At 42.4% G+C, this 25,698-nt stretch carries 24 protein-coding genes; 21 read left to right on the top strand and 3 right to left on the bottom strand.

All coding sequences use genetic code 11. The features are described 5' to 3' along the window. Nucleotides 1-16 precede the first annotated feature (16 nt). The 7 genes from clpP to ACRYKC_RS16325 all read left to right on the top strand — a co-directional run bounded on the left by clpP (nt 17) and on the right by ACRYKC_RS16325 (nt 7,089). Complete coding sequence (gene clpP / locus ACRYKC_RS16295) at nt 17-589, top strand: ATP-dependent Clp endopeptidase proteolytic subunit ClpP (RefSeq protein ID WP_433808219.1); 573 nt, start codon at nt 17-19, stop codon at nt 587-589. A gap of 148 nt (nt 590-737) precedes the next feature. Further along, complete coding sequence (gene hutP, locus ACRYKC_RS16300) at nt 738-1,175, top strand: histidine utilization transcription antiterminator HutP (RefSeq protein ID WP_433808221.1); 438 nt, start codon at nt 738-740, stop codon at nt 1,173-1,175. Nucleotides 1,176-1,293: 118 nt separating this feature from the next. After that, nucleotides 1,294-2,835 (top strand): histidine ammonia-lyase, encoded by a 1,542-nt coding sequence (gene hutH / locus ACRYKC_RS16305; RefSeq protein WP_433808223.1) that lies wholly within the window; start codon nt 1,294-1,296, stop codon nt 2,833-2,835. Continuing rightward, complete coding sequence (gene hutU / locus ACRYKC_RS16310) at nt 2,819-4,474, top strand: urocanate hydratase (protein WP_433808225.1); 1,656 nt, start codon at nt 2,819-2,821, stop codon at nt 4,472-4,474. Before hutH ends, hutU begins: the two co-directional genes overlap by 17 nt. A gap of 52 nt (nt 4,475-4,526) precedes the next feature. Further along, complete coding sequence (hutI, locus tag ACRYKC_RS16315) at nt 4,527-5,801, top strand: imidazolonepropionase (RefSeq protein WP_433808227.1); 1,275 nt, start codon at nt 4,527-4,529, stop codon at nt 5,799-5,801. Then, nucleotides 5,764-6,702, top strand: coding sequence for a formimidoylglutamase (gene hutG / locus ACRYKC_RS16320; RefSeq protein WP_433808229.1), 939 nt, complete (start codon nt 5,764-5,766; stop codon nt 6,700-6,702). Before hutI ends, hutG begins: the two co-directional genes overlap by 38 nt. A gap of 240 nt (nt 6,703-6,942) precedes the next feature. Further along, a complete protein-coding gene (locus ACRYKC_RS16325) occupies nt 6,943-7,089 on the top strand; it encodes a hypothetical protein (protein WP_433808231.1) in 147 nt (48 codons plus the stop codon). A gap of 293 nt (nt 7,090-7,382) precedes the next feature. On the opposite strand, the gene ACRYKC_RS16330 is transcribed toward ACRYKC_RS16325, so the two are convergent. Continuing rightward, nucleotides 7,383-8,750, bottom strand: coding sequence for a TrkH family potassium uptake protein (locus tag ACRYKC_RS16330; RefSeq protein WP_433808233.1), 1,368 nt, complete (start codon nt 8,748-8,750; stop codon nt 7,383-7,385). A gap of 225 nt (nt 8,751-8,975) precedes the next feature. On the opposite strand from ACRYKC_RS16330, the gene cidR reads away from it, so the two are divergent. From cidR to ACRYKC_RS16360, 6 genes are all read left to right on the top strand, one after another. Then, nucleotides 8,976-9,878, top strand: a complete 903-nt coding sequence (gene cidR / locus ACRYKC_RS16335) for a cidABC operon transcriptional activator CidR (RefSeq protein ID WP_433808235.1) — start codon at nt 8,976-8,978, stop codon at nt 9,876-9,878. 252 nt (nt 9,879-10,130) lie between these two features. Beyond that, nucleotides 10,131-10,688 carry an acyl-CoA thioesterase gene (locus ACRYKC_RS16340; RefSeq protein WP_433808237.1) on the top strand — a complete coding sequence of 186 codons (558 nt, stop codon included), beginning with the start codon at nt 10,131-10,133 and terminating at the stop codon, nt 10,686-10,688. Further along, nucleotides 10,660-11,034 carry a hypothetical protein gene (locus ACRYKC_RS16345; protein ID WP_433808239.1) on the top strand — a complete coding sequence of 125 codons (375 nt, stop codon included), beginning with the start codon at nt 10,660-10,662 and terminating at the stop codon, nt 11,032-11,034. Before ACRYKC_RS16340 ends, ACRYKC_RS16345 begins: the two co-directional genes overlap by 29 nt. Before the next feature lie 184 nt (nt 11,035-11,218). Next, nucleotides 11,219-11,860 (top strand): YczE/YyaS/YitT family protein, encoded by a 642-nt coding sequence (locus tag ACRYKC_RS16350; protein ID WP_433808241.1) that lies wholly within the window; start codon nt 11,219-11,221, stop codon nt 11,858-11,860. A gap of 171 nt (nt 11,861-12,031) precedes the next feature. Further along, nucleotides 12,032-12,442 carry a hypothetical protein gene (locus tag ACRYKC_RS16355; RefSeq protein WP_433808243.1) on the top strand — a complete coding sequence of 137 codons (411 nt, stop codon included), beginning with the start codon at nt 12,032-12,034 and terminating at the stop codon, nt 12,440-12,442. Between the two features lie 37 nt (nt 12,443-12,479). Beyond that, on the top strand, nt 12,480-13,667 hold the full coding sequence (locus ACRYKC_RS16360; protein WP_433808245.1) for a cation:proton antiporter: 1,188 nt from the start codon (nt 12,480-12,482) through the stop codon (nt 13,665-13,667). Between the two features lie 332 nt (nt 13,668-13,999). On the opposite strand, the gene ACRYKC_RS16365 is transcribed toward ACRYKC_RS16360, so the two are convergent. Further along, nucleotides 14,000-14,938: an LCP family glycopolymer transferase gene (locus ACRYKC_RS16365; protein ID WP_433808247.1), complete on the bottom strand. Its 939-nt coding sequence runs from the start codon at nt 14,936-14,938 to the stop codon at nt 14,000-14,002. A 146-nt stretch (nt 14,939-15,084) separates the two neighbouring features. Between ACRYKC_RS16365 and ACRYKC_RS16370 the strand changes: the two genes are divergently transcribed. Then, entirely contained in the window at nt 15,085-15,978 is an 894-nt protein-coding gene (locus ACRYKC_RS16370) for an ROK family protein (protein WP_433808249.1), read from the top strand. 144 nt (nt 15,979-16,122) lie between these two features. Further along, nucleotides 16,123-16,491: a hypothetical protein gene (locus tag ACRYKC_RS16375; protein ID WP_433808251.1), complete on the top strand. Its 369-nt coding sequence runs from the start codon at nt 16,123-16,125 to the stop codon at nt 16,489-16,491. A 53-nt stretch (nt 16,492-16,544) separates the two neighbouring features. Here ACRYKC_RS16375 and ACRYKC_RS16380 read toward each other — a convergent pair whose 3' ends face one another. Continuing rightward, nucleotides 16,545-17,756 carry an ROK family transcriptional regulator gene (locus ACRYKC_RS16380; protein WP_433808253.1) on the bottom strand — a complete coding sequence of 404 codons (1,212 nt, stop codon included), beginning with the start codon at nt 17,754-17,756 and terminating at the stop codon, nt 16,545-16,547. A 236-nt stretch (nt 17,757-17,992) separates the two neighbouring features. Between ACRYKC_RS16380 and ACRYKC_RS16385 the strand changes: the two genes are divergently transcribed. The 6 genes from ACRYKC_RS16385 to ACRYKC_RS16410 all read left to right on the top strand — a co-directional run bounded on the left by ACRYKC_RS16385 (nt 17,993) and on the right by ACRYKC_RS16410 (nt 25,677). After that, a complete protein-coding gene (locus tag ACRYKC_RS16385) occupies nt 17,993-19,303 on the top strand; it encodes an ABC transporter substrate-binding protein (RefSeq protein WP_433808255.1) in 1,311 nt (436 codons plus the stop codon). 276 nt (nt 19,304-19,579) lie between these two features. Beyond that, nucleotides 19,580-20,434 (top strand): carbohydrate ABC transporter permease, encoded by an 855-nt coding sequence (locus tag ACRYKC_RS16390; protein WP_433808367.1) that lies wholly within the window; start codon nt 19,580-19,582, stop codon nt 20,432-20,434. Next, complete coding sequence (locus tag ACRYKC_RS16395; protein WP_433808257.1) at nt 20,431-21,261, top strand: carbohydrate ABC transporter permease; 831 nt, start codon at nt 20,431-20,433, stop codon at nt 21,259-21,261. The genes ACRYKC_RS16390 and ACRYKC_RS16395 overlap by 4 nt, the downstream gene beginning before the upstream one ends. Nucleotides 21,262-21,281: 20 nt before the next feature. Continuing rightward, nucleotides 21,282-23,498, top strand: coding sequence for an alpha-galactosidase (locus tag ACRYKC_RS16400; protein ID WP_433808259.1), 2,217 nt, complete (start codon nt 21,282-21,284; stop codon nt 23,496-23,498). A 271-nt stretch (nt 23,499-23,769) separates the two neighbouring features. Then, nucleotides 23,770-25,356: a solute:sodium symporter family transporter gene (locus ACRYKC_RS16405; protein ID WP_433808261.1), complete on the top strand. Its 1,587-nt coding sequence runs from the start codon at nt 23,770-23,772 to the stop codon at nt 25,354-25,356. A gap of 69 nt (nt 25,357-25,425) precedes the next feature. Beyond that, entirely contained in the window at nt 25,426-25,677 is a 252-nt protein-coding gene (locus ACRYKC_RS16410; protein WP_433808263.1) for a hypothetical protein, read from the top strand. Nucleotides 25,678-25,698 lie beyond the last annotated feature (21 nt).

A 25,698-nucleotide genomic window follows, 5' to 3' on the forward strand; every position in this document is an offset into this window, starting at 1 on the left:
TTAGGAGGATAAAGCGATGGCTACGATTCCGTATGTCATTGAACAAGTGAGAAATGGTGAACGTTCCTACGATATATATTCCCGGTTGTTAAAAGATCGGATTGTCATATTAGGGGATGAAATTAATGATCAAGTAGCAAATACAGTCGTTGCTCAGCTGTTGTTCTTAACAGCTGACGATCCTGATAAAGATATTTCCCTTTATATTAATAGCCCGGGCGGCTCTACTTCAGCAGGGTTTGCCATCTTTGACACGATGAAGCACATCAAGCCTCATGTCAGGACCATTTGTACTGGAATGGCTGCATCCTTTGGAGCGATATTGTTATTGGCAGGGGAGAAAGGCAAGCGCTACGCCCTTCCCAACAGTGAAGTAATGATTCATCAGCCGCTTGGCGGAGCTAAAGGCCAGGCGACAGATATTGAAATTTCCGCCCGCCGGATTTTGAAGCTGAAAGACAAGGTCAATCAAATTATTGCCGATCACACAGGACAGTCACCAGAAAAAGTACGCGAAGATATGGAACGGGATTACTTCATGAGTGCCGAAGAAGCAAGAGACTACGGCATCATCGATCAAATCCTTTGAGGGGATGGGAATATTAACCACCTCAGGTCATCCAGATTCTGGATGACCTGAGGTGGTTGTTTATTCCAAAAGCTGATATTGACAGAAATTTAAGAAAGCGGTTACAATTTAGATAGTTATTAGTTATGAGACGAATGTGGTGAATGAGATGACGCAGAAAATTCAAATCGGCAAACTGGCTATGCTTGTAGCATCGCTCACCCCTGATGAGCTTGAGCCTTTTGCAGCTTCTCTTGAAGAAGTTCAGTTTTGTCAGGGAAAAGCAGGTTCCATGGATATTCAGAAGGTCATTGCGGCAGTAGAAACCGCAGCGAAACGAAACGGAATCATTTCGCAAGACGTATACAGGGAAACACACGCCTTGTATCACGCTATTTTAGAGTCCCTTGAGGGAGTTATGCGCGGTCAGCTTGGCGTCGGTAATATGATGCGGACGGTCGGACTTCGCTTTGCTATTGTCCGGGGAGAGCCTTATGACCGTAAAGAGGAAGGCAACTGGATTGCTGTCGCTTTTTACGGAACAATAGGAGCTCCGGTTAAAGGTTTGGAACACGAGACATTTGGACTTGGTATTAATCATATATAAATAAGTAAGTAGCCTATAGTCATAAGTTATGAGGAGGCGACAATGGTATTTCTATGCCATTGTCGTCTCTTTTTTTAGTCTAATGTCTTAAAAACATTGAAAGAAAGGGGGAGAGAATATGATTGTATTAGACGGAAATCATTTATCGATCGAGCAGATGAAAGAGATATGCTTTCAATATGAACCTGTCAAAATCTGTGAGGGCAGCTTGCAGAACGTCCGTGCTAGTCGTCGTTCTGTCGAGGGCATTGTTAAAAATGGAGATACGGTTTACGGAATTAACACAGGCTTTGGCAAGTTAAGTGATGTAAGAATTCCTGATCATGAAGTCGATACATTGCAGCTCCATTTAATTCGCTCTCATGCGTGCGGAGTCGGAGAGCCTTTTTCAGAGGTGGTCAGCCGGGCACTGACGGTGCTTCGGTTGAATGCTTTGCTGAAAGGAGTTTCTGGAGTCAGAGAAGAGATCGTCGTCCGTTTGTGCGAACTCGTGAACTTACACATACATCCGAGAATTCCATCTCAAGGCTCCCTTGGCGCTTCCGGTGATTTAGCGCCTTTATCCCACTTAGCACTTGTGCTTATGGGCGAAGGAGAAGTCTTTTATAAAGGTGAAGTGCATGAAACTGTTCATGTTTACCAAGAACTAGGGCTCAAACCGATCCAATTAAAAGCTAAGGAAGGATTAGCCCTTATCAACGGAACCCAGGCGATGACAGCGGTGGGTGTGATCAATTACATCGAAGCTGAACAGCTCGCTTTAGCTTGCGACTGGGCTGGTTCGATGACGCTGGAAGCACTGGAAGGGATCATTGATGCCTTTCACCCTGCGATCCACGAAGCCAGAGGTTACAAGGAACAAATGGAAGTGGCTAGAAGAATTCGTGAAATTACAGCGGGAAGCCTCCTTGTCTCCTATCAGGGCGAAAAGCGTGTGCAGGATGCTTACTCGCTCCGCTGCATTCCTCAAGTTCACGGAGCTACTTGGCAAACGCTCTCGTATGTAAAAGACAAACTGGAGATTGAAATGAATGCGGCCACGGATAATCCACTTATTTTAAATGAAGGAAGCCTCGTTGTATCCGGAGGAAACTTCCACGGGCAGCCGATTGCTTTAGCGATGGACTTTTTAAAAATCGGTATCAGTGAACTGGCAAACATATCAGAGCGTAGAGTCGAGCGGTTAGTGAACCCGCAGCTGAACGACCTGCCGCCTTTTCTCAGTGTCGACCCTGGTGTACAGTCTGGGGCTATGATTATGCAGTATGTTGCTGCATCGCTTGTATCAGAAAATAAAACCCTTGCCCATCCTGCAAGTGTAGACTCGATTCCTTCTTCAGCCAATCAGGAAGACCATGTAAGTATGGGAACAATTGGAGCCCGCCATGCCTCAATGATCATTGAAAATGCGTACAAAGTCGTAGCCATTGAACTGATTTGTGCGATGCAGGCCATAGAGTATCGAGGAATAGAAAAAGCAGCTCCTGTAACAAGGAGTTTGTGGGAAGCGGCGAGGACTATTGTACCGCCTATTGTAGAAGATCGCGTCTTCTCAAATGATATTGAAAGGCTGACGGAGTGGTTGAAGGGAGACCAATTTGAGTGGAACGCATGGCAATCGTATTCAGAAGGGGGAAGATATTATGTCGAAAACACGTAGTATTAGTGCAAGAAAAGGCACGAACCTTGAATGTCTCGGTTGGGAGCAAGAAGCTGTCTTAAGAATGTTATGCAACAACCTTGATCCGGAGGTCGCTGAAAAGCCAGAGGAACTAGTTGTTTATGGAGGGATAGGGAAAGCGGCACGAAATTGGGAGTCTTTCGAGGCGATCGTCTCAACATTAAAGCAGTTGAAAAAAGATGAAACGATGCTGATCCAATCAGGAAAGCCGGTTGGAGTATTTCGAACACATGAAGCAGCTCCTAGGGTGCTTCTGTCAAATTCAGTACTCGTTCCGAAATGGGCCACTTGGGAGCACTTTCACGAGCTCGACCGGAAAGGATTGATGATGTATGGCCAAATGACAGCAGGAAGCTGGATCTACATCGGCTCTCAAGGAATTTTGCAAGGGACCTATGAGACGTTTGCGTCGCTCGCAGAGAAGCATTTTGGTGGTACGTTAAAAGGAACGATCACTTTGACGGCAGGCCTTGGAGGTATGGGAGGAGCGCAGCCTTTAGCCGTCACGATGAACGGTGGAGTCGTCATCGCAGTGGAGATAGACGCTGATCGGATACAAAAACGTTTAGTTTCAGGATATTGTGACCAGAAAGCTGACTCCATTGACGAAGCTCTGCTAATGGCAGAGGAAGCTAAACAGCAAGGCAAGCCGCTTTCCATTGCACTCTTAGGAAATGCCGCTGATATCCATCATCAATTGCTGGATAAAGGCGTAGAGATTGATATAGTTACAGATCAGACATCTGCTCACGATCCTTTAAATGGGTACATTCCAGAAGGTTTTTCGCTAGCTGAAGCGGAAGAATTACGCCAAAAAAATGCGGAACGATATGTGCAGTTAGCCTCAAAATCTATGGCGAAACACGTAAAAGCGATGCTAGATTTTCAAAAGAAAGGATCTATTGTCTTTGACTACGGCAACAACATTCGCCAAGTGGCCTTTGATGAAGGGGTGAAGGCTGCGTTCGACTTCCCGGGCTTTGTCCCTGCCTACATTCGCCCGTTATTTTGTGAAGGAAAAGGGCCTTTCCGCTGGGCCGCTTTATCTGGTGATCCAGAGGACATCTATCGTACAGACCGGCTGATTAAAGAACTTTTTCCAGAAAATGAAAAGCTGATCAGATGGATCGATATGGCACAGAAAAAGGTCCAGTTCCAGGGACTTCCTTCAAGAATATGCTGGCTCGGTTATGGTGAGCGGGCAAAAATGGGTCTTGCCATCAATGAACTCGTTAAAACCGGGGAATTAAAAGCGCCTATTGTTATCGGAAGAGACCATCTGGACTGCGGTTCGGTTGCTTCGCCGAATAGAGAAACAGAAGCGATGAAAGATGGCAGTGACGCTGTTGGGGACTGGGCGGTATTGAACGCGCTCATCAACACAGCGGCAGGCGGTTCGTGGATTTCCTTCCACCATGGCGGCGGTGTTGGTATGGGATACTCCCTTCATGCAGGTATGGTCGCTGTCGCCGACGGTACGGACTTAGCAAAAGAACGATTAGAACGCGTATTGACGACAGATCCTGGTATGGGGATTTTAAGACATGCTGACGCAGGTTATGAGAAAGCAGAAGAGATGGCGAAGAAACATCACATTGGAATATTTGATCAATCATAATTCGTTTAAGGTGCAAAAATAATCATCTGTTAAAAGAAGGAGGTACCCCAACATGTACGATACATTAATCACGAATATCGGGCAGCTCATTCTTCCTGAAAAAGGACCTCTAAAAGGGGAAGAAATGAAGATTTTAAATGTAAAAGAAAACGCGGCGGTAGCGTTGAAAGACGGGAAAGTGGCATGGATAGGTAGCGCAACAGAAAGAGTAGAGGCAAAGGAGACCATCGATGCAAATGGCAGAGTCGTTTCCCCTGGACTTGTCGATCCTCATACTCACCTAATCTTTGGAGGCTCGCGCGAAGAAGAGCTTGCTTTAAAACAGCAAGGCGTCCCTTATCTCGACATTTTGAAACAAGGTGGAGGAATCCTCTCCACCGTTAGGGCTACTAGAAAAGCAACCGAAGAGAAGCTCTTGGAAAAGGGGAAGTTTTTCTTAGAACGAATCGCATCCTATGGCGTGACTACTCTTGAAGCGAAAAGTGGCTATGGCCTGGATAAAGAAACGGAGCTTAAGCAATTGAAAGTTGCTAAGCAGTTAAATGAAGAAAGCATGCTGGACATTGTGTCTACGTACCTTGGCCCTCATGCGATTCCACCTGAATACAAAGAGGATCCTGAAAGCTTCCTGACTCAGATGATTGCTTTGCTGGAAGAAGTCCAAAGAAATGATTTAGCTCAATTCACGGATATCTTTTGCGAAACAGGGGTGTTTACAATTGAGCAGTCGAGACGTTTTATGCAAGCTTCCCAAGCGCTTGGATTTCAAACGAAAATTCATGCCGATGAAATTGACCCCTTGGGAGGTACGGAGCTCGCCGTGGAAATGGGATCTGTGTCAGCAGACCACCTCGTAGCAGCTTCAGAGCAGGGCATTCAGGATTTAGCTTCTTCAGAAACAGTTGCTGTCCTTTTACCAGGGACAACGTTTTACCTTGGAAAAGATACGTATGCCCCTGCCAGAAAAATGATTGACACTGGCGCGGCGGTCGCGCTCGCTACTGATTTCAATCCGGGAAGCTGCGTGACTGAAAACCTGCAAATGATCATGTCGTTAGCTGCGCTGAAGCTGAAAATGACACCGGAAGAAATTTGGAATGCGGTCACCGCTAATGCTTCATTTGCGATAGGTAGAGAGAAACAGGCAGGACGTATAGAGGTGGGTTCTGCTGCCGATCTTGTGCTGTGGGAAGCACCGAATTATAAATATATCCCGTACCACTTTGGCACCAATCACGTGAGTACGGTCTGGAAGCGTGGCGAAAAGATTTGGGAGCGGGGTGATAGTCATGTCTTTTCAGTACCTCAATCCGAAAGCCATTCCTAAATTTAAAGACCGCTACACAACAAAAGCGGACGAATCGAGACTTTTTTATGAGAAAGGGACTAAAGGCGATATTGGTGTAGTCGGATTACCTTTTTCTAAATCATCGATTTCCTTTTCGATGGCCTCAGAAGCACCAAAAACGATTAGGAGCGCACTTGGAACGTTCAGTACGTATGACGGTAGCCGGGATCGTGATTATTCTGATGTGGTCTGGCTGGATTATGGGGACGTACAAACACATCCGACCGATCTTGAAGAAACGCTGCATCGGCTGAAACAAAGCGTAACCGATATGATCGATACAGAAGCTTGCAGCCGTTATATAGTCCTTGGAGGCGACCATGGCATCAGCTTTCCATCTATTTCTGCTTTTCATAAGAAATATGGCAGAGTTGGCGTAATCCAGTGGGATGCTCACCATGATTTGCGAAATTTGGATGATGGGGGACGTACGAATGGTACACCCTTTCGCAGTTTGATTGAGGCTGATGTTTTACAAGGAGAAGATCTTGTTCAGATTGGTATACGAGATTTCTCCAATGCAAAGGCCTATTCGGATTACGCAAAAGAACAGGGTGTCCGCTTTTATACAATGGGGGAATTGGAGCGGCAAAGGCTGGACACTGTAGTGTCGAAAGAGATAGAAAGATTAAAAGACAAAGTCGATATGATCTATCTTTCCGTCGATATGGATGTTGTGGATCAAGCATTTGCGCCAGGGTGTCCAGCGGTCGGGCCAGGAGGCATGACGAGCCGTGAATTGCTTTCAAGTGTAGCTATGGCCTCCAGACACCCTTTGGTCAAAGCTATGGATATTGTTGAGGTGGATCCTTCTAAGGACGTAAGGGATATTACGAGCAGACTGGCTGCTCACGTGATGATGAGGTTCATGTATCAATGATAATAGTTGTTAAGAACTAGAAGCGAAAGATTGGATTCGCGCAAAACCTCCTGAAATACGAAAATCTGTAAAAAAAACTGAGAATTCGTGCTAGGAAAAATATCTTTCCATTTCACTTAACCGAAATGAAGATAGAAAAATCCTGACGATGACTTACATACGTCAGGGTTTTTTTATGTCATGATAGAGGTACTCTAAATCGAGCCCGATCTACTTCAGTTTTAACAGGAGTGAAGCAGAATGGTAGAATTAGTAGGAACCTGCACTCGGTGCGGGAGTGAGATTTATTGCAGGGATGGCTTTCTTGATGGAGTGATCAAGGAAGATCAGTCGTTAGTTTGTTTCAACTGTGATCAGAAGGAAAAAACATCTGGTGCAGATTCATAGGTTATAAAATTCTTATATTATGGGTATTCTATAGTTATTAAGATATTCAAAGAAGCGGAGGTCATCAAAATGTTTAAAGAAAATGATTTCTTAACAGGTTTGAGATGGTCCCTGATATTGAGTATTCCTTTATGGTGTTCGTTCTTTGGCTGGATTAAAATAGTACACAGAGTCATTAGTTAAAACTCATATAAATGAAATCGCTTACAAGAAAAACACTAGAAAACCCCCAACTCGATTTTTCCAAAATCTGGATGACCTGAGGTGGGGGTTTTTTACATTTTCTATCCTGCCTAGCCGATGATCATTTGTTCACGTGGGTAGCGGTAATTGTCGGTGATCCCACGGCCTCTTAAAATAAAGAGGAAGGAGAAGATCCCGATTCGGCCAACAAACATTAAGAAAATAATGATGATTTTTCCTGCTGTGTGAAGGTCAGAAGTGATCCCCATCGAAAGCCCTGTCGTCCCGAAAGCTGAGCAAGCTTCAAAGATTATTTCCAAGAGGGTAAACTGCGGCTCGAAGGCGTTTAATAAAATAATTGCACCACCCGTAATCATCATTGCTGTCGTAATAACAATATACGACCGGGAGATATCCTCTTCATGGATTTCTCTGCGGAAGACACGCACATGCCTTTTCCCTCTCGCATAAGCCAGAATACTTAAAAGCATAATCGCAAATGTGGTCGTCCGAATCCCTCCTCCAACACTGCTTGGGGACGCACCGATGAACATGAGGACACAGATGACGAGCAGCGTCGGAGACGTAAACTCCGCAACGTCCATCGTGGCTAACCCCCCATTACGAGTGGTTACCGATTGGAAAAAAGCGTAAAAGAAAGATTCATGCCACGATTTATCACTAAAAAAGTGAGTCCGGTCGAATAGGAAGATAAGAATCGTTCCAATCACAACTAAGGCAGCAAATGTAATCGAAGTCAACTTTGTGAACAGGGAAAACGTAAAGAAATCTTCCTGCTTTTTGGTTAAATAATCTTTGACTTCAATTAGTACTGGGAAACCGATGGCCCCGAGCGTTAATAACAAGATATTAATGAATTGGACAAAATAATCGTTCTCAAACATGACGAGCGAAGAACCTGTGATATCAAACCCTGCATTCGTCGTAGCACTCACTGAAGCGAATGCTCCTTGGACGAAAGCTTCGCCGACACTAGGGAAATATTGCGTAAAATAGATACCTAAAATAATAGCACCAATGATTTCGATGATCACGATGATAAGTAAGATCTGCCGGATTAGCTTAACCATACCGGAAAAGGTCGAGCGGTTCTGGTCTGTTTTAATCAGTTGCCTTCGTTTAAGTCCGATTTTTTGACCAAGCAGCAGCCAGACGAAAGTACCGAGGGTCATTACACCTATCCCGCCGAACTGGAGAATGAACATAAGGACAAAATAACCGGCTGTATTGAAGGTTTCGGCTGTTGATGTAACCGTTAGGCCGGTTACACTGATTGCACTTACAGCCGTGAATAAGCTATCAATGAAACTCAATTGAACCCCTTCTCTATGTAAAAAAGGCAAACTGATCAACAACGTTGATAGTAGTGCCGCAGACACATAGAACAATACGATGATCTGGAAAGGGGAAAGCCGATCAATGAAGTGTTTCGGCTGAAAAGAGACGGTCCGTGCCATAATGAGTTCTCCTTAACGTTAAAGTTTCTGTCAAAAAAGTCTTATGTATGAATTTTATAGCTATTGCCCCAGCTTAGCAAGGAGCAAAGAAAGTATCTGGTCGTTGAATGGAAAAATATGTATGACCTGAGGTAACAGAAAATCCCAAATTTATCTCTTGCTTTGCTGAGTGCTGGTTTTCTATGATGGGGATAGAATTTATGGAGAGAGGCAGAGTGAGGAAGTTTGGATATTCGACATTTACAATATTTTATCGAAGTATCTCGATTCAACAGTTTCACGAGAGCGGCAGAACACTTATACATAAGTCAACCAACGATTAGTAAGATGATCAAGAATCTAGAAGCAGATCTTGGCGTAGAACTATTTGAAAGGTCACGTAAACAAATCACGTTAACGGATGCAGGACGCGTCATTCTAGCGCAAGCTCAAGTCATCAATAAAGCGTTCAATAACCTCCAGACTCAGCTGGATGACCTTCTTGGTTTGCAGAAAGGTCATATACGAATCGGCCTGCCTCCGATTATGGATGCAGAGCAGTTCTTTCATATCCTGGGAGGCTTTCACAACCAGTATCCGAACATTACCTTCCAGCTCATCGAGAACGGAGCGAAAAAAATTGAAGAGAATATCCTTGCTGATGAGCTTGACGTCGGGATTACCGTCCTGCCCACAAAGGAAGAAGACTTCGATTACTTCTTCTTATTACGAGAAGAGCTTAAAGTCGTCCTGCCGCCTTCTCACGCTCTTTACGAAAGAGAGGAAATAAAACTAGAGGAGCTAAAGGAAGAATCCTTCATTATGTTTAACAAAGATTTTGTACTTAATGACAGGATTACGGGCGCATGTAAAGAAGCTGGATTTCTTCCAAAAGTTATTTCTAAGAGTTCTCAATGGGACTTTATTGGAAAAATGATCGCTTCGAACCTCGGCATTTCCATCCTGCCAAACAGCGTTTCCAAACTCCTCAAAGAAGATGTTAAAGCCATCAAAGTCACCAAACCATCCGTAGAGTGGGAGCTTGCCATTATCTGGCCTAAGGAGCGATACCTCTCCTATGCAACAAAAGAATGGCTCACCTACACACAAACCCGCCTTACCCAAGACCCAAATAGTTCAGCTGAATAACGGTTGGGAAAACTTAACTCCCCCTCAGGTCATCCAGATTCTGGATGACCTGAGGGGGATATTTATTCCAAACTATGCCCGTCATGCATCCATGTAACCATTTACATAGATAATGTCTATGAAACCCATGAGAAATCACTATTTCACTTTTCTATAAAAGGTCCTTAGACTGAATGTATCATCCTTTTTGTAGAGACATGTCACTACGAATAAGCGCTTAGCGATGAATAAATACAGAAAGGAAGAGGACCTATGAAAGCGAAAAGCCCTAAAGATAGTTTAGTCATCAATACGGATCAAGTAATGATCAATGATTTGAATAATTACAACACCTTGTTCGGCGGAGTTCTTATGAAAAAATTGGACAATAACGCAACGTTATCCGCAAGACGCCACGCACGGGTAAAAGAATGTGTGACGGCCTCAACGGATTCGATTGATTTCTTGCATCCGATTCACCAGACTGACTCAGTATGTGTAGAATCGTTTGTTTCCTATACAGGTAAAAAATCGATGGAAATCTTCTGCAAAGTGATTGCCGAAGACATGATTACTGGAGAGCGCAGGATGGCAGCAACGGCCTTTTTAACGTTTGTTGCTCTTGATGAAAATAAAAAACCAATCCAAGTACCAGATGTGGTACCTGAAACAGAAGAAGAGAAATTTCTTTATCAATCAGGTGAAGAGCGTGCGAAGACAAGACACATTAGAAGAGAACACAGTCGCGAGCTGACAAAGATCATTGGCCTCGAAAAGCCATGGGAAAAGGAGGAAGACAATTATGTTGAAAACATTAGCCAGCTTGGGTGAATTAGAGTCTGCGAAAGAAGATTTTGAGAACCTGAAACAAACGCATCCAGCTGTGTTCGAGCAGCTGCTTCATGTCGTCAGTCTGACACGCCAGCTTCAAATTAAATATGGTTATATGGGCTCTCTAGTCATGAATGAAGACCTCACCCCCTATTATCCTGAGTACGTGAAGGAATCTATTCTTTCCCTTTACCAAAGAGAAGTCACAATGCTCAAAGAGCATGAAGATATCCAGGTAGTGCAGGAACGGCTGAGAAAGCACAAAAACATAGGTTATCCTAAATTATTTTTGCTCATTTTAGGTGCAAAACCAGAAATGCTGAAAGGTTCCACAATCATCAAATAATGCTGGAAAAATAAGAGCCTAAAACCCAGTAATGCCAAAGGTTTCAGCTGAAATGTAAAAATTATATTTCAAGTGAGTTTTACGGATTGACGCAAAAAATAATCGCTAATAAAATGTGGTCACGAAATTTGAGCCAGAAGCTCTATCGTGACCACATTTTTTACGGAGAAGGGAGGAGTTCGTCATGCTTTATCGCTCATTGGTTTACCTGTTAGGCATGTTCGTCAACTTTTTCGGAGTTGCCTTACTGATCAATGCCACACTGGGGGCCGGATTTTGGACATCATTTTTCATTGGAGTGTCCGATCATCTCGGGTACACGGTCGGTTTTTGGTACGGAGCGTTCCAGTTGCTTATTATTTTCATCAATGCAAAATTGATGAAACAGCTGCCTGAAGTGAGAGCTGTCGTTCCTGTCGTATTAGAAAGTTTAATTTTGGACTTTTGGCTGGAAATTGTGTTTGGGAATGTTGATCTATCCACCGCTCCTTATCTCGTTCAAGTTCTAACGTTATTGACAGGTGTAGCCGTGATTGGTCTGGGAGTAGCGATCTATATTCTTCCTCAATTCCCGCGTGCGCCGGTTGATCAGTTATTCCTTGCCGTCAGTAACCGTTTTAACTTGAGTATCCAGGCAGGTCAAACGCTTGTAGCGGTAATCATGACATCTCTAGCTCTGGCCATAGGAGGACCTGTTGGACTGGGAACGTTAGCTCCAATGCTTTTCCTTGGCCCTGTAATTCAGCTTTGCTATACGAGAGCGTATCCACTCTATTATAGATTTCACCCGCAGGGAGAAAAAGTTTATCAAGAAAGCTATCAGTAAAGGTTCTCTTATACAAGAGAGCCTTTCTATTTTTTAAAAGAAAGTGACAGGCTCAAACACTTATGAAGAGAGATCAAGCTATAAGAAAAAACTATTAAATCATAAGGAAATATGGTAGAGTTACCTAAATGGAAGGATTAGGCACTTGAAAAGGAGAAGATTGAGAGTCTTATGAAAGAAGTAATTTTGTTATTAGCTGAACTCGTAAATGTTTGGCATGATGTGCTGATAGACGTAACGAGCCTAATGGGATGGAACCTTACAGACAAGGACCTCCATTTTTGGGTGATTGGCATTCTTGGACTCATTGGATTATTTTTTGTCGATATTTTATTTCATTACTTAGCAAAGTTGAGCATAACAGCTATCTCATTTTTGTTTTCGTTTACGTTGATGCTCGTCTTCGTATTCGCAGTTGAGATCCAGCAAAAAATTACAGGTAGAGGGAATATGGAGTTTGCTGATGCGGCAATCAGTATTCTCGGCTTCTTGGCCTTTTGTTCCGTTTATATGATGATTCGCGCCACTGTATATTGGGTAAAAAGAATACAACAAAGTCGTACAGAAAACACATCAGCCTAAATTGATGTGTTTTTTCTTTATGAAAGGAATGGGTGAAATGACAATTTCTCAGGTGATTCTTTTACTTTTCATTGGCTACACCGTCTTTACACTAGATAAAAAACAAAAGAATATCCCTGTTCCGACCGTGCTGTTCCTACTGGGGATCGGCGTGTCTTTTATTCCCTATTTTCAAAATATAGAAGTGACAAAAGAAGTGCTTTATGACATTTTCCTACCTGCTTTATTGTTTGTTTCAGCCTATCGTTTTTCTCCAAAAGCGCTGAGGGCACATGCTGGAATCATTGCGACGTTGAGTACGGTTGGGCTTGTTGTGACAGCTGTTCTTCTAGGGTTCTTTACTTATGTTGTTTTAGGTTCTGTGCTATCTCTGACCCTTATAGGAGCCTTATTAATCGCATCCATACTTACTCCCACTGATCCAGTTTCAGTCGTATCGATATTGAAGTCCGCTTCTGACGACGAAAAAGTAGCAGATGTGGTCGATGGAGAATCGATGATCAATGATGGTACAAGTGTCGTTTTGTTTACTGTTTTGCTCGGTGTATATACGAATGAGAAGTCTTTTGAATTTTGGTCATTCTTTGGGGAGTTTCTCTATGTTTCTTTAGGAGGAGCTCTTCTCGGAATTTTATTTGGGTGGGGAGTCAGCAAAGCTGTCCACGTTACTCACCATAAAGAATTTCAGGTAATGTTAAGCATTGTGCTCGCTTATGGGATTTTTCACATCGCTGAACACCTAAGCGTATCAGGTGTCTTATCGACCGTAGCGGCTGGGATCATGCTGTCATGGGAATTCAATCATACCAACAAAGAAGACCATTACCGAGAGTCGTTGGCTGGTTTCTGGGATGTGGTCGAGCCCACATTGTTATCTATCTTATTTTTAATCATGGGGATTGAGATGACCGATCACGTCTCGATAGATCTTTGGGGATGGATTGTTCTTTTGTTTATCGCCTCTCTTGTCATTCGTTTCGTCGTTATTTCAGGGATGGTGCAATTCTTTCCATTCTGGAGAAAAGCCTTAGGGTGGAAGTCTGCCACCCTCGTCACATGGGCCGGAATTAGAGGCACCATGTCTGTCGTCCTCCTTTTGAGCCTTGAAGCTGAAACATCGGGCAGAGCAGACACACTGCTTGCTTTATGCTTTGGTGTCGTATTTCTATCGCTTGTTATTCAAAGTTTAGGCATTTATCCATTGTCCCAGCGGTTAAAGAGTTAAACTCAGATTATACTTAAAAACAAGCTTCATATTCTTAAAGATTCAGTTGCGAGACTTTTGTTTAAATGATGGTGGATGGGAAAACGGTGGACTCTCGCACGAGAAGGAACTAGGCGAGACGCCGCTGAGAGCGAAGCGAAAGAGAAGGCTTGCCAGTTTCCCTGCAGGAAAGGTGAATCCTTCCCCAACGCCACTACCTTCCAATAAAGTCTCGAAATAGAGTCTTCCACTTTCCTGTTGGCACCTTGAATAAAGTCCAACCCATGTCATTTAGAAAAAAGGAATCAACGAATCATCAAAAGAGCTGTCCTGAAAACCAGGACAGCTCTTTCCTATTCTTTCGAACCAAAATTCACAATCATATCATGCGTCTTCTGAATCTCTTCATCAGACATGATCATCAAGTACATCCCATTAGACATCGTACCCTGTCCACTCATCTGGTAAGTGGAAATATCTTTTCTGGCACTTCTATAATTCGTAGCCAGACGTCTCATATCAGCAAATTGCATATTCGTGCTTACATTGTCCCCGAGTACAGTCATTACTTCATCCACTTTGTTCATGATATTGAGACTGGCCCCTTTATCAATAATCCCTTGGATCACCTGGCGTTGACGTTCATTACGGCCAAGATCACCACTTGGATCATTTTTACGCATGCGCACATACGCGAGTGCTTCACGTCCATCGAGTTCAATTTGACCTTCTTTAAAATTGAAACCGCCCGAACTAAAAGCTCGGTCATTTTGTACGGTAATTCCATTGACGGCATCCACTAACTGCGATAGCCCTTCCATGTTGACCCGAACGTAATAGTCAAGGTCGATATCAAGGAAGTTTTCAACGGTATTAGCCGCCATATCGCTGCCTCCGTAAGCGTAAGCATGGTTGATTCTCGTTACTCGTCCGTCTCCAGCTATTTCAGCTCTCGTATCACGCGGGATGCTGACCATTTGCATCTGATCGTTGTTAGGGTCAAGCGTCATAACAATCATAGTATCTGAGCGGCCGACATCATTTTCACGTTCATCCACGCCCAGGAGCAAGATGTTAATAGGCTCTTTATTATCTACTTTTTCTTTTGTCTCATCAGTATCTATTGAGGAAACGTCTTCGTGTAAGTCTTGGTTAACGGTTGTTCTAACATTATTATATACGGAGAAAAGATAAAAGCCTCCGATTACAAGTATGATAGCAATTACAAAAAGGAGAATCTTCCAACGTCTTTTTTTACGTCTCTTTTTCTTCTTGATTGCTCTGCGACTCATACCCCCACCTCTTTTCATAGAAAGTTACTACTCTATTATACGTTTTTTGTAGATTCCTGTAAAAATAACTTTCAGACATTTATGATAAAAGGAGAAGGGGTAAACGATTAATATAAGGGATTTTTAAAAAAAAGGAGAGGTTTGACATGGGGATTCATATCGGGATTGATCTTGGAGGAACGAATGTAAGAGTAGCGATCATAAATAAAAATGGAACCGTTAAAGAGTTGTTACAGGAACAGACCGAACCAGAAAAAGGACCTGTTCATACGATCAACAATATAATCCGAATGATTGAGACCCTGGCAGAAGATGAAAAGGTCGAAGGGATCGGAATTGGAGCACCAGGTCCCCTTGATCCATACAGAGGGGTGATTCTGAACCCGCCAAACCTGCCAGGATGGGAGGAAGTGTATTTGGTTGATGGATTGAAAAAGTATTTTTCCACCGACAATATCCAATTGAACAACGACGCAAATGCCGCCGCCCTTGCTGAAGCGAGATTTGGAAGTGGAAAAGAATACAACAGTGTCTTCTATATTACGGTAAGCACAGGTGTAGGGGGCGGATTGGTCATAGGAGGAAAAGTTTTCAGCGGGGCGCAAGGCTATAGCGGTGAAATCGGTAATATGATTTTAAATCCTGGCGGTTATCAATACAGCAATTTGAATAAGGGTGCTTTGGAAGGTTATGCAAGTGGAACAGCAATCGGTCAGCGAGCGTATCAATTGTATGAAATTGAAGGCGGAGCTGAAGCGGTGTTTGAACTCGTCAGTGAGGGAGATCAGAGAGCTCAACGCATCGTAGATGAAGCTATTGAATATTTAGCAATGGGCATTGCCAACTTGACTCACACGATAAACCCGGATGTATTCGTCATTGGTGGCGGTGTTATGAAAGCAGGCGACTTGATCTGGGTACCATTAAGAGAGAAAGTGAAAAAATACCTCTATCCTGGCTTAGTCGACAAAGTGAATCTTCAGCCAGCCGCCTTAAGCGGAGACTCAGGAGTCATCGGCGCATCTCTTCTCGCACAGTAATATGAAATACCAAAAAAAAGGGGCCTCAGGTCATCCAGAAATTGGATGACCTGAGGCCCCTTTTTTTCTCATTAGACGGTGATATTCCATACTTTCCTCACGTATCTTATAAGAAGGGAAATACCGATTTGGAGGCGTGTAAGGGTGAAAAAGCTTTATTGTTGGCTCGTTGTGATGTTGGTTTTGGCAGGGTGCGCTAGTGGTTCACAACAGGCCGTTCAACATTTTACTCCTTCCTCTCAAAATGAGTATCACATTGTGGTATTTTACGAAACCGAACCACCAAATAAAAAATACCAATCGTCCATTGAGGGGATGAAAGTTCTTCTAGCACGGAAAAACATCGATACAATGGTCACATATCAGAAAATAGAGACGGATAAAAGAAATTATGAAGAATTATTACAGGTGCAGGATCAGCAAGTACTTGTGTTTGATTATAAAGGCATTAAGTTCAATGCTAGGAATATTGAAGTACTGGAAGGAATGATCCTGCAAGTTGCCAATGAATAATGGAAAACAAAAAACCTTATGGCATTCATAAGGTTTTTCGTATTTCTAGAATTTTATTTTGCAAAGAATTCTTCTAATATAAGGACACATGCTCCTATAGCAGACGCATGTTCACCCAATTTTGAAATAACGATCGATGTTTCTTTCGCTTTGTCTGTCAGCCCTCTTGTTTGAATCGTCTCCTCAATACCCTCCATTAAGAAAGATCCTGCTTTAGAAACGCCGCCTCCGATGATTATTCTCTTTGGATTGATGGTATGGATCAGATTGGTAAGGCCAATACCTAAGTATCTTCCGGTCTGGTTGAGCAGTTGAATACTAAATTCATCATTCTGGCAAGCTGCTTCGTATACTACACGTCCATCTACCTTATCAAAGTCACCTTTAACTAGGTCTTGGATGATTGATTTCTTTCCAGATTTCAATTCTTTTATGGCTCTCTCAGCAATAGCGGGACCCGCAGCTAGCGTTTGTAGACAGCCGTAGTTTCCACATGGGCATTTAGGGCCGGAAAGGTCAATGGTTATATGTCCAATTTCTCCAGCAAGACTATTTTCTCCGTGAAATAATCTTCCTTTTACCATTAAGCCCGCCCCTATTCCGTTTCCTACGTTTACGCCGACCATATTGTCTGCATCGTTGCCATGTCCAAACCAATATTCTCCTAAGGTCATAGCTCTTGCGTCGTTCTCTACATTTACAATCATATTGAATTCTTTTTCCAATTCTTCCTTAATAGGAATGTCGTGTAACTGGAACGTAGGAGCAAATAAAGAAATTCCATTTACAGGATCGACAATGCCGTGCATGCCCACACCGATTCCTAAGTACTTATCAGGATCATTATTTCCATTAGCTAATAAATCATGGATCCCTTGTTTCATCGTTACTAATAAATCGTCATTAGAAGGGGAGGGAGGGATGTCCAGATTTGTTGTATCTTTAACTTCACCAAATAAGTTTGTTACAACAAATTTCATACTTGTTGTTCCAACATCAATTCCTAGAACGTAAAAATAGTCAACATTTATCTCAAGAAGGGTAGGTTTTCTACCGCCTTTCGATGTTCCTTGAGTGGTCTCTATGACAAATTTAGTATTGATCAGTTCTTTAACAATATTGCTGACAGTAGGGGGAGTAAGCCGGCTTTGCTTTGCTATATCTGCTCGAGAGATAGGCCCTTGTTTCCTGATCATATTTAATATGATGGAACGATTCATAGACTTCATCAATTGAAAACTTCCCCTAGTATACTTTGTGGTCATCCAATCCCTCCAACAATTCTGAATACATTTATCATATCATAATTATCAACTTAATTAATTAAATTTATTAAGTGAACAAGCAACTAACCTATCGTTTCACCTTCTAAACCCCTTTTAAAATGTTCTAATTTTAAGAAAAGTCTTTTCAATCTATGATAATTATGCTACGTTAGTATTAGTTAATTAATTTATTTTATTAAGTTTTGTAAACGCTAACAAAGGGGGAGTCTAGCAAGATGAAAAAATGGTTGAGTATATTTCTTTTAGTTGGGCTAGTCGCAGGGGTGCTGTCTGCCTGTTCTGGCAATAGTGGTGAGGATACTTCTGGTGAAAGTGGCGGTGAGCCTTCAGGTGAAATCACTGTATGGGGTTGGAACGTAGCAGCAGAATCAATGGAGTTAGCTGTCGATGGTTTTAAAGAGCAGTATCCTGATGTGGAAGTTAAGGTGGAAGACATCGGCCGGTTAGATGTCTATGAAAAATTAACTGTCGGACTAGCTTCAGGCGGTAATGGCCTTCCGGATGTAGTATTAGTAGAGTCAGATCGATTAGCTAATTATCAAGAACAATTCCCGGATGCACTAGCGAACTTATCAGAAATGGGTTATGACAAACATGAAGATAAATTTGGGGAGTACAAACTTTCTGTAACTCAAAACTCAGATGGTGATTTCTTTGCGGCACCATGGGATATTGGACCAACAGGTGTATTTTACCGCACAGACATTTTTGAAGAAGCAGGTGTAAATCCAGAGGATATTAAGACTTGGGATGACTACATCGAAGCCGGTAAAACGATAAAAGAGAAAACAGGAACAAATATGGTGCCTGTGGATATCGCGAAAGATGATGCCTTGTACCGTATGATGTTAAATCAGCAAGGTGCTTATTACTATGATGAAGAAGGAAATATTGATGTGACTTCTGAGGAATCTAAAAAAGCGTTTGAAGTCATTAACCAATTGAATAATGAAGAGCTCATCTTAAACAATGATGGTTGGAATGGGGTTGTTTCAGCGACGGTTAACGGTGAAGTAGCTACTGTACCATTCGGAGTTTGGTACACAGGTACGATTATGGACCAGGCTCCTGATCAAAGCGGCCAGTGGGGAGTTTTCCAACTGCCAGCATTTGAAGAAGGCGGCAACCGTGCAGCGAACTTAGGCGGTTCGGATCTAGTTATCCCATCCTCATCTGAAAATAAGAATACAGCCTATGCGTTTGTTGAATATTTTACAACAGAAGTGGATCCTCAAATGAAAGCTTTGGAAGAGAAAGGGATCTTCCCATCTCTAAATTCAACTTATGAAGAAGACTTCTTCAATCAAGAGTCTGAATTCTTCTCAAATCAGAAAATCTTCAAACTGTTTGCGGATGAGGTATCAGAGATTCCTGTAGCGAACTATACGTCAGATTACTCTCGTGCCTTTGATACAATGTCTGATACTCAAGCATCTATCTTGTTAGATGGTAAAGATATTGATACAGCATTACAGGAAGCGGCAGAGAAACTGAAAAGTGAGACAGATCGTAAAATAAGCGAATAGACGATACTATTCAAAATAGACTGTCATTGTAAAAATCGGTTAGCGTCCATAAGGCGTTAACCGATTTTTTAGATTTTTCCGAAATAAAGCAGACATCTCTAGGGCTATATGTTATTATTAAGTAAATTAAATTAATTAACAAAGTCAGCCGTCGTAATAAAATGTAAGCGGTTCAACGAAAAGGCTGTCAGTCTATTAAGGAGGTATTTTGCGTTGGAAGAAACGAATGAGCAAAATGTAGCTAAGTCGAGCAAACCTAAGTCAAGAAAACGCTGGATCACACCTAAGAATGTCCCGTACATCTTTATCTTGCCAGCTGTTACATTCTTTCTTATCTTTACGGTTTATCCCGTTATTTCCTCGCTTTTATTAAGTTTTCAAAAACGTGAAGGTTCGGAGTATGTATTTGCAGGGCTGGAAAATTATATAAGGCTCTTTCAAGATGGATTGTTTTATAAGGCGTTAGGAAATACATTCCTAATTCTGATCATCCAAGTCCCCATTCAATTGTTCCTCGCAGTTGTCATTGCAGTAGCATTGAATTCTCAGTTGGTTAAAATGAAGAGCTTCTTCAGAATTGCGTTCTTCATGCCAGCGATTACAGCACTTGTAGCTTCTTCTATTATCTTTATGATTATGCTGGATGAGAATTATGGTCTCGTAAACTATCTATTATCATTTGTAGGGATCGACCCGATTGCGTGGCTCTCAGATCCGTTTTGGGCCAAGGTAGCACTGATGGCAGCTATTACATGGCGCTGGACTGGGTATAACATGGTTATTTTCTTAGCCGGTCTTCAGAACATCCCAGGATCTCTATATGAAGCAGCTGAAATGGATGGAGCCGGAAAACTGCGTCAATTCTTCTATATTACTGTTCCGCAGTTAAAACCGATCTTCTTATTTACTTTTGTGTTATCTACGATCGGCACGCTCCAATTGTTCGATGAACCGTATATCTTGACCGAAGGCGGTCCGAATAATTCTACACTAACCATAACCTTGTACTTATATCAAAACGGCTTCAGATACTTTGACTTTGGATACGCATCCGCAATCGCATATGTGCTCGTTCTGATCATTGGAGTACTCTCCTGGGCACAAATGAAATGGGCAGGTGAAGATAAATGAGGCATAACGTCAGTCCTTTTAGAAAAACACTTCTGTACATCTTTTTATTCGTCGGTGTAATTGTTTCGGTATTTCCGTTCTATTGGATGTTTGTAGGAGCGACGAATCCATCTGGTGAAATCTTTAAGGTTCCACCGAACTTCCTTCCAGGAGACTATGGATGGGAAAACTTTAAAAATTTAAATGAAAATGTAGGAATCGTTAGGGTACTTGGAAACTCCTTGTTCATAACCTTATCGTTTACGGTAATTTCAGCGATTATCTGTACAGCAGCAGGTTACGCTTTTGCTAAGTTCCAATTTAAAGGAAGAAATGCGATATTCTTCATGTTGCTGGTTGCCATCATGATTCCGTATCACGTAACCTTAATTCCTTTATTTGAAATCTTCTCGAATGTTGGATGGCTGAATACCTTCCAGGCGGTGATCCTGCCCCAGGTTGCTTATCCGTTTGCGATTTTCTTAATGAGACAGAACATGCAAGCGATCCCTGATTCGCTCCTTGAAGCGGCTCGTGTGGATGGAGCAGGGGAATTTCATATCTTTTTCAGAATTGTCCTGCCTGTTATGAGGCCTGCTCTTGCTGCAGTGGCTATCTTCTTATTCATGTTCCAGTGGAATAATTTTATCTGGCCATTAGTTGTGTTGCAGTCTCAGGATATGTACACCTTACCGGTTGCACTTTCTAGTCTAGTCGGTATGTCCCGTATTGACTACGGACAGGTCATGATGGGGACGACATTGTCCACATTGCCAATCATGATTTTCTTCTTATTGCTTCAGAAGCAGTTTATCTCTGGAATTCTTGGAGGTTCTGTTAAAGAATAATCGGTTAGGCGGTGACGTAGATGATCCATGTGAATGACGAAATGAAACAATTTCATTTAACGAATGGAAAGATCAGTTATATTTTTCATGTGATGAAAAATGGACAGCTTGGACACTTGTACATGGGCAGAGCTCTTCATAAGGAGGGAGACTATTCTCACTTCCAAGCGTACGATAATCCAGCTCCTTATTCGACACATGTATTTGAAGATGACCCCTCCTTTTCGTTAGAAACGGTAAGGCAGGAGTTTCCGGTCCATGGAAAAGGGGATTTTCGAGAACCTGCTTCTATCATTGTTGATGACCAAGGAGAGTTTATATCGGATTTTGTATTTAAATCCTTTGAAGTGGTGGAAGGGAAGCCTGAATTAGATGGCCTCCCTGCCGCTTTTGGCGATAAAGGAAGCGTACAAACGTTAAAGGTTTCTCTATTGGACCTGACTGCAAATGTTGGAGTTGATCTCTATTATTCTATATTTGCTGATCTCCCAATTATCACTAGAAGTGTGAGAGTAGTGAATAAAGGAGAACGGTCGGTTAAAATTGAGCGTTTAATGTCTTTAACTTTTGATCTTCCGGATGCTGATTATGAAATGCTTCATCTATCAGGTGCCTGGGGGAGAGAGCGGCATATAAGAAAGAGGAAACTTGAACAAGGCCTGCAGTCGATTGGAAGTATCAGAGGCTCTAGTTCCCATCACCACAACCCTTTTCTCGTGCTAAAAAGAGAAGAAACAACAGAGCATCAGGGGGAATCGATTGGTGTGCAATTCATTTATAGTGGGAACTTTTTGGCCCAGGCGGAAGTAGACCATTATGAAACAACAAGGGTTTCAATGGGAATCCACCCTACAGGTTTTCAATGGAAACTTGAACCTGCGGATAGCTTTCAGGCGCCTGAAAGTGTCCTCTCTTTTACAAAAGAAGGTTTAAATGGTTTAAGTCATTCTTTGCACGATTTCCAACGCCATCATCTGATCAATCAAAAATGGATGGAAAGAGAACGTCCAGTTTTGATAAACAACTGGGAAGCCACCTATTTTAACTTCAATGAAGAAAAGCTCGATCAGTTTATAGATGAAGCTAAGGATCTGGGTGTAGAACTGTTTGTCCTGGATGATGGGTGGTTCGGAAACCGGAATGATGACACGACATCTCTAGGAGACTGGTATGTAGACAGGTCTAAACTTCCGAATGGGATTGGCGAATTAGCGAAGAAAGTGAAAGCGAGTGGCCTTCAATTCGGACTATGGTTTGAACCGGAGATGGTAAGTCCTGAAAGTGAATTAATTAAAAAGCACCCTGAGTGGGTGATAGGTTCAGTTGCCAGATCGAATACGCTCGGTCGAAACCAACGAGTGCTTGATTTGGCAAATCCTGAAGTTGTTCATTACTTATATGAAAAAATATCGGCAATCATTGAAGAGTCAGATCTAGACTACATCAAATGGGACATGAACCGTAATATAACAGAACCATATGCAAGATCAGTTCGTAATCAAGGGGAGTTTTTCCATCGCTATATGCTAGGTGTGTACGATCTATATGAACGATTAACAACGAATTATCCTCATCTGTTATTTGAATCGTGTGCTGGAGGTGGAGGACGCTTTGATCTTGGAATGATGTATTATGCCCCTCAAGCTTGGACGAGTGATGACACAGATGCCGTTGAACGGTTGAAGATCCAATACGGGACTTCATTAGGCTATCCGTTATCAACAATGGGATCTCACGTATCAGCAGTGCCTAATCACCAGACGTTAAGAAGCACACCATTAAAATTTCGTGGGGATGTGGCTTATTTTGGCACCTTCGGATACGAATTAGATCCCTCTCAGCTTAAGCAAGAGGAAAGAGAAGAAATCAAGCAGCAGATCAAGTTTTTTACAAAGCATAGGTCGCTAATTCAGCAAGGAAAATTTTATCGCCTGAAAAGTCCTTTCATAGATTCTGAGACGGCATGGATGGTAGTTAATGAAGATAGGAAAAAGGCGCTGATTGGATGGTATCAGCCAAAAAATATGCCCAACCCTCCAGGTAATCGAGTGTTGAAATTGAAAGGTCTCGATGAATCCTTGATCTATAAAGTCAATGGTCATGAAATGCAGTTACGTTATGGAGATGAACTAATGGAACGAGGTTTAGCTCTGCCGGTCGAATTCAATGGGGCTAATCATCAGGCGCAAAGAGCTGGCGATTGTCAATCTATCATATTCGAACTAAGAAGTGACTAAGCAAAACAGGAAAGGTTATATAGCAAAAAAGGATATTTTTAAAGAAGTTATGCTCGAATGTAATTCATAATAATCAGTCCTATAGTACTGTTGCATCAATAAAATAAATAGAGTTTCTCTCTTTTCGGAAAGCAAAAAAGTGCATAAAAGTTCTGTTTTTTTACCATTGAAACGCTTTCACATATCTAGCTACAATAAAACACAGATAAAAAAGCGCATTCATCAATTCATGCACAAATTTGATTCCGCTTACAGAAGGAGAGAGACAACGATGAATCTATTTACAGTTGCATCATTTCTATTTTTTACAGCGCTCGTCGCTTTAGTTTCATGGTGGTTCACGAGAAAAGAAAACTTAGATACACAGGACGGTTATTTCCTGGGTGGAAGGAACTTAGGCGCGTGGGTGATCGCAGGTTCCTTAATGCTGACAAACTTATCTACAGAGCAGCTTATTGGTCTGAATGCTCAAGGGTACTCGGATACGATTGCTGTTATGGGATGGGAAGTAGGTTCCGCCATTGCGCTTGTCGTAGTAGCCTTCTTCTTGCTTCCTAGATATTTAAAAGGCGGAATTACAACGATTCCGGATTTCTTAGAAGATCGCTACGATTTTGGAACAAAGCAGATTGTAACGATTCTCTTCTTATTCGGGTATGTATTCAACTTGCTGCCTCCGATTCTTTATTCCGGAGCTGTAGCGATCAACGGAATTTTCAACATTCCTGAAGCTCTTGGTTTAAGTCGTACCGGCGGCTTGTGGGTTACCGTATTTGCGATCGGTATTGTCGGTTCGATCTATGCTATTTTCGGTGGATTGAAAGCCGTTGCTGTATCGGACACGATCAATGGAGTTGGATTGCTTATCGGTGGATTGCTAATTCCAATCATCGGGCTGTTTGTACTTGGAGACGGCTCCTTCACAAGCGGGTTCCAAACCATCGTAGAAAATTCGCCTGAGAAGCTAAATTCAGTCGGGGGACCTGAAAGCCCGGTTCCATTTGGAACGATGTTCACTGGAATGCTGCTCGTTAACTTGTTCTATTGGGGGACTGCCCAGCACATCATGCAGCGAGCTATTGCAGCTAAGAACTTAAAGGAAGGTCAAAAAGGTGTTCTAATTGCAGCCTTCTTGAAACTACTTGGACCAGTATTCTTGATCCTGCCTGGAATTATTGCATTTAACATGTTTGGACCTGGACTTGAGCCGACAGACGCTTATCCTCGCTTGGTTACCGAAGTCCTTCCGACACCGTTAGTAGGATTCTTCGCGGCAGTATTATTCGGTGCGATTCTTTCGTCCTTTAACTCAGCGTTGAACTCATCTGTGACACTGATCGCTCTGAACATTTATAAGCCGTATTTCAATCCGGATGCTCCGGATAAACAAATTGTACGAAAAGGTAAAACAGTTGGAATCATTCTTGCGTTATTTGCGATGTGTATTGCACCGCTGATTGATAAAGTCCCTCAAGGATTTTTCCAATATTTGCAGATCGTTAACGGATTTTACAACGTTCCAATCTTCACAATTTTAATCGTAGGTTATTTGACGAAACGTGTACCAGCGATCGCAGCAAAAGTTTCCTTGTTTGTATTTATCGCTATTTACGCGACAACGCAGCTGTTCTGGGATACAGGCGTTCACTTCCTGCACATTCTTGCTATTTTATTTGTCGCTTGTTCCCTGTTAATGCTATTGATTGGGAAAATTCGTCCGCGTGAGACAGATTTCATACTTGAACAAAAATCTAAAGTTGATATGAAGCCTTGGAAACTCGTTTATCCAGTTGGGATCGCTGCAACCTTAGCCATGATCATCATTTATATCCTGCTTTCTCCAGCGGGAATTATTTGATCATACTGCCTGCTCGCTCGATTTGATATAATGGAAACATTGTTAAATTGAGTGAAAGGCGGGATCGGAATGGCTAAAGCTAGTCAACCCATTGAGTCGTTTTATCATAAAGTGTATGAAACCATGGAAGCTCTTCATAAGGAAGCTGAAGATGTAAAAGGATCTCTAGATCAGGAGACGCCAGCGGACCTGGAAAAAATAGAGCGTACGGAATTTGCGCTCCAACTATCAAAAGATATACTGGAGAATTTTGTAGACTCCGGGAAGAGTATGACGATCAATTATGATCATCGCTCGGTAACGATTGAAGTGTCTAAATAAGGAAAAAGGCCGTGTAGAATA

Origin of the sequence: Halobacillus sp. A1-3 (assembly GCF_050971765.1) — a bacterium.
Classification (GTDB): Bacteria; Bacillota; Bacilli; order Bacillales; family Halobacillaceae; genus Halobacillus; species Halobacillus mangrovi_B.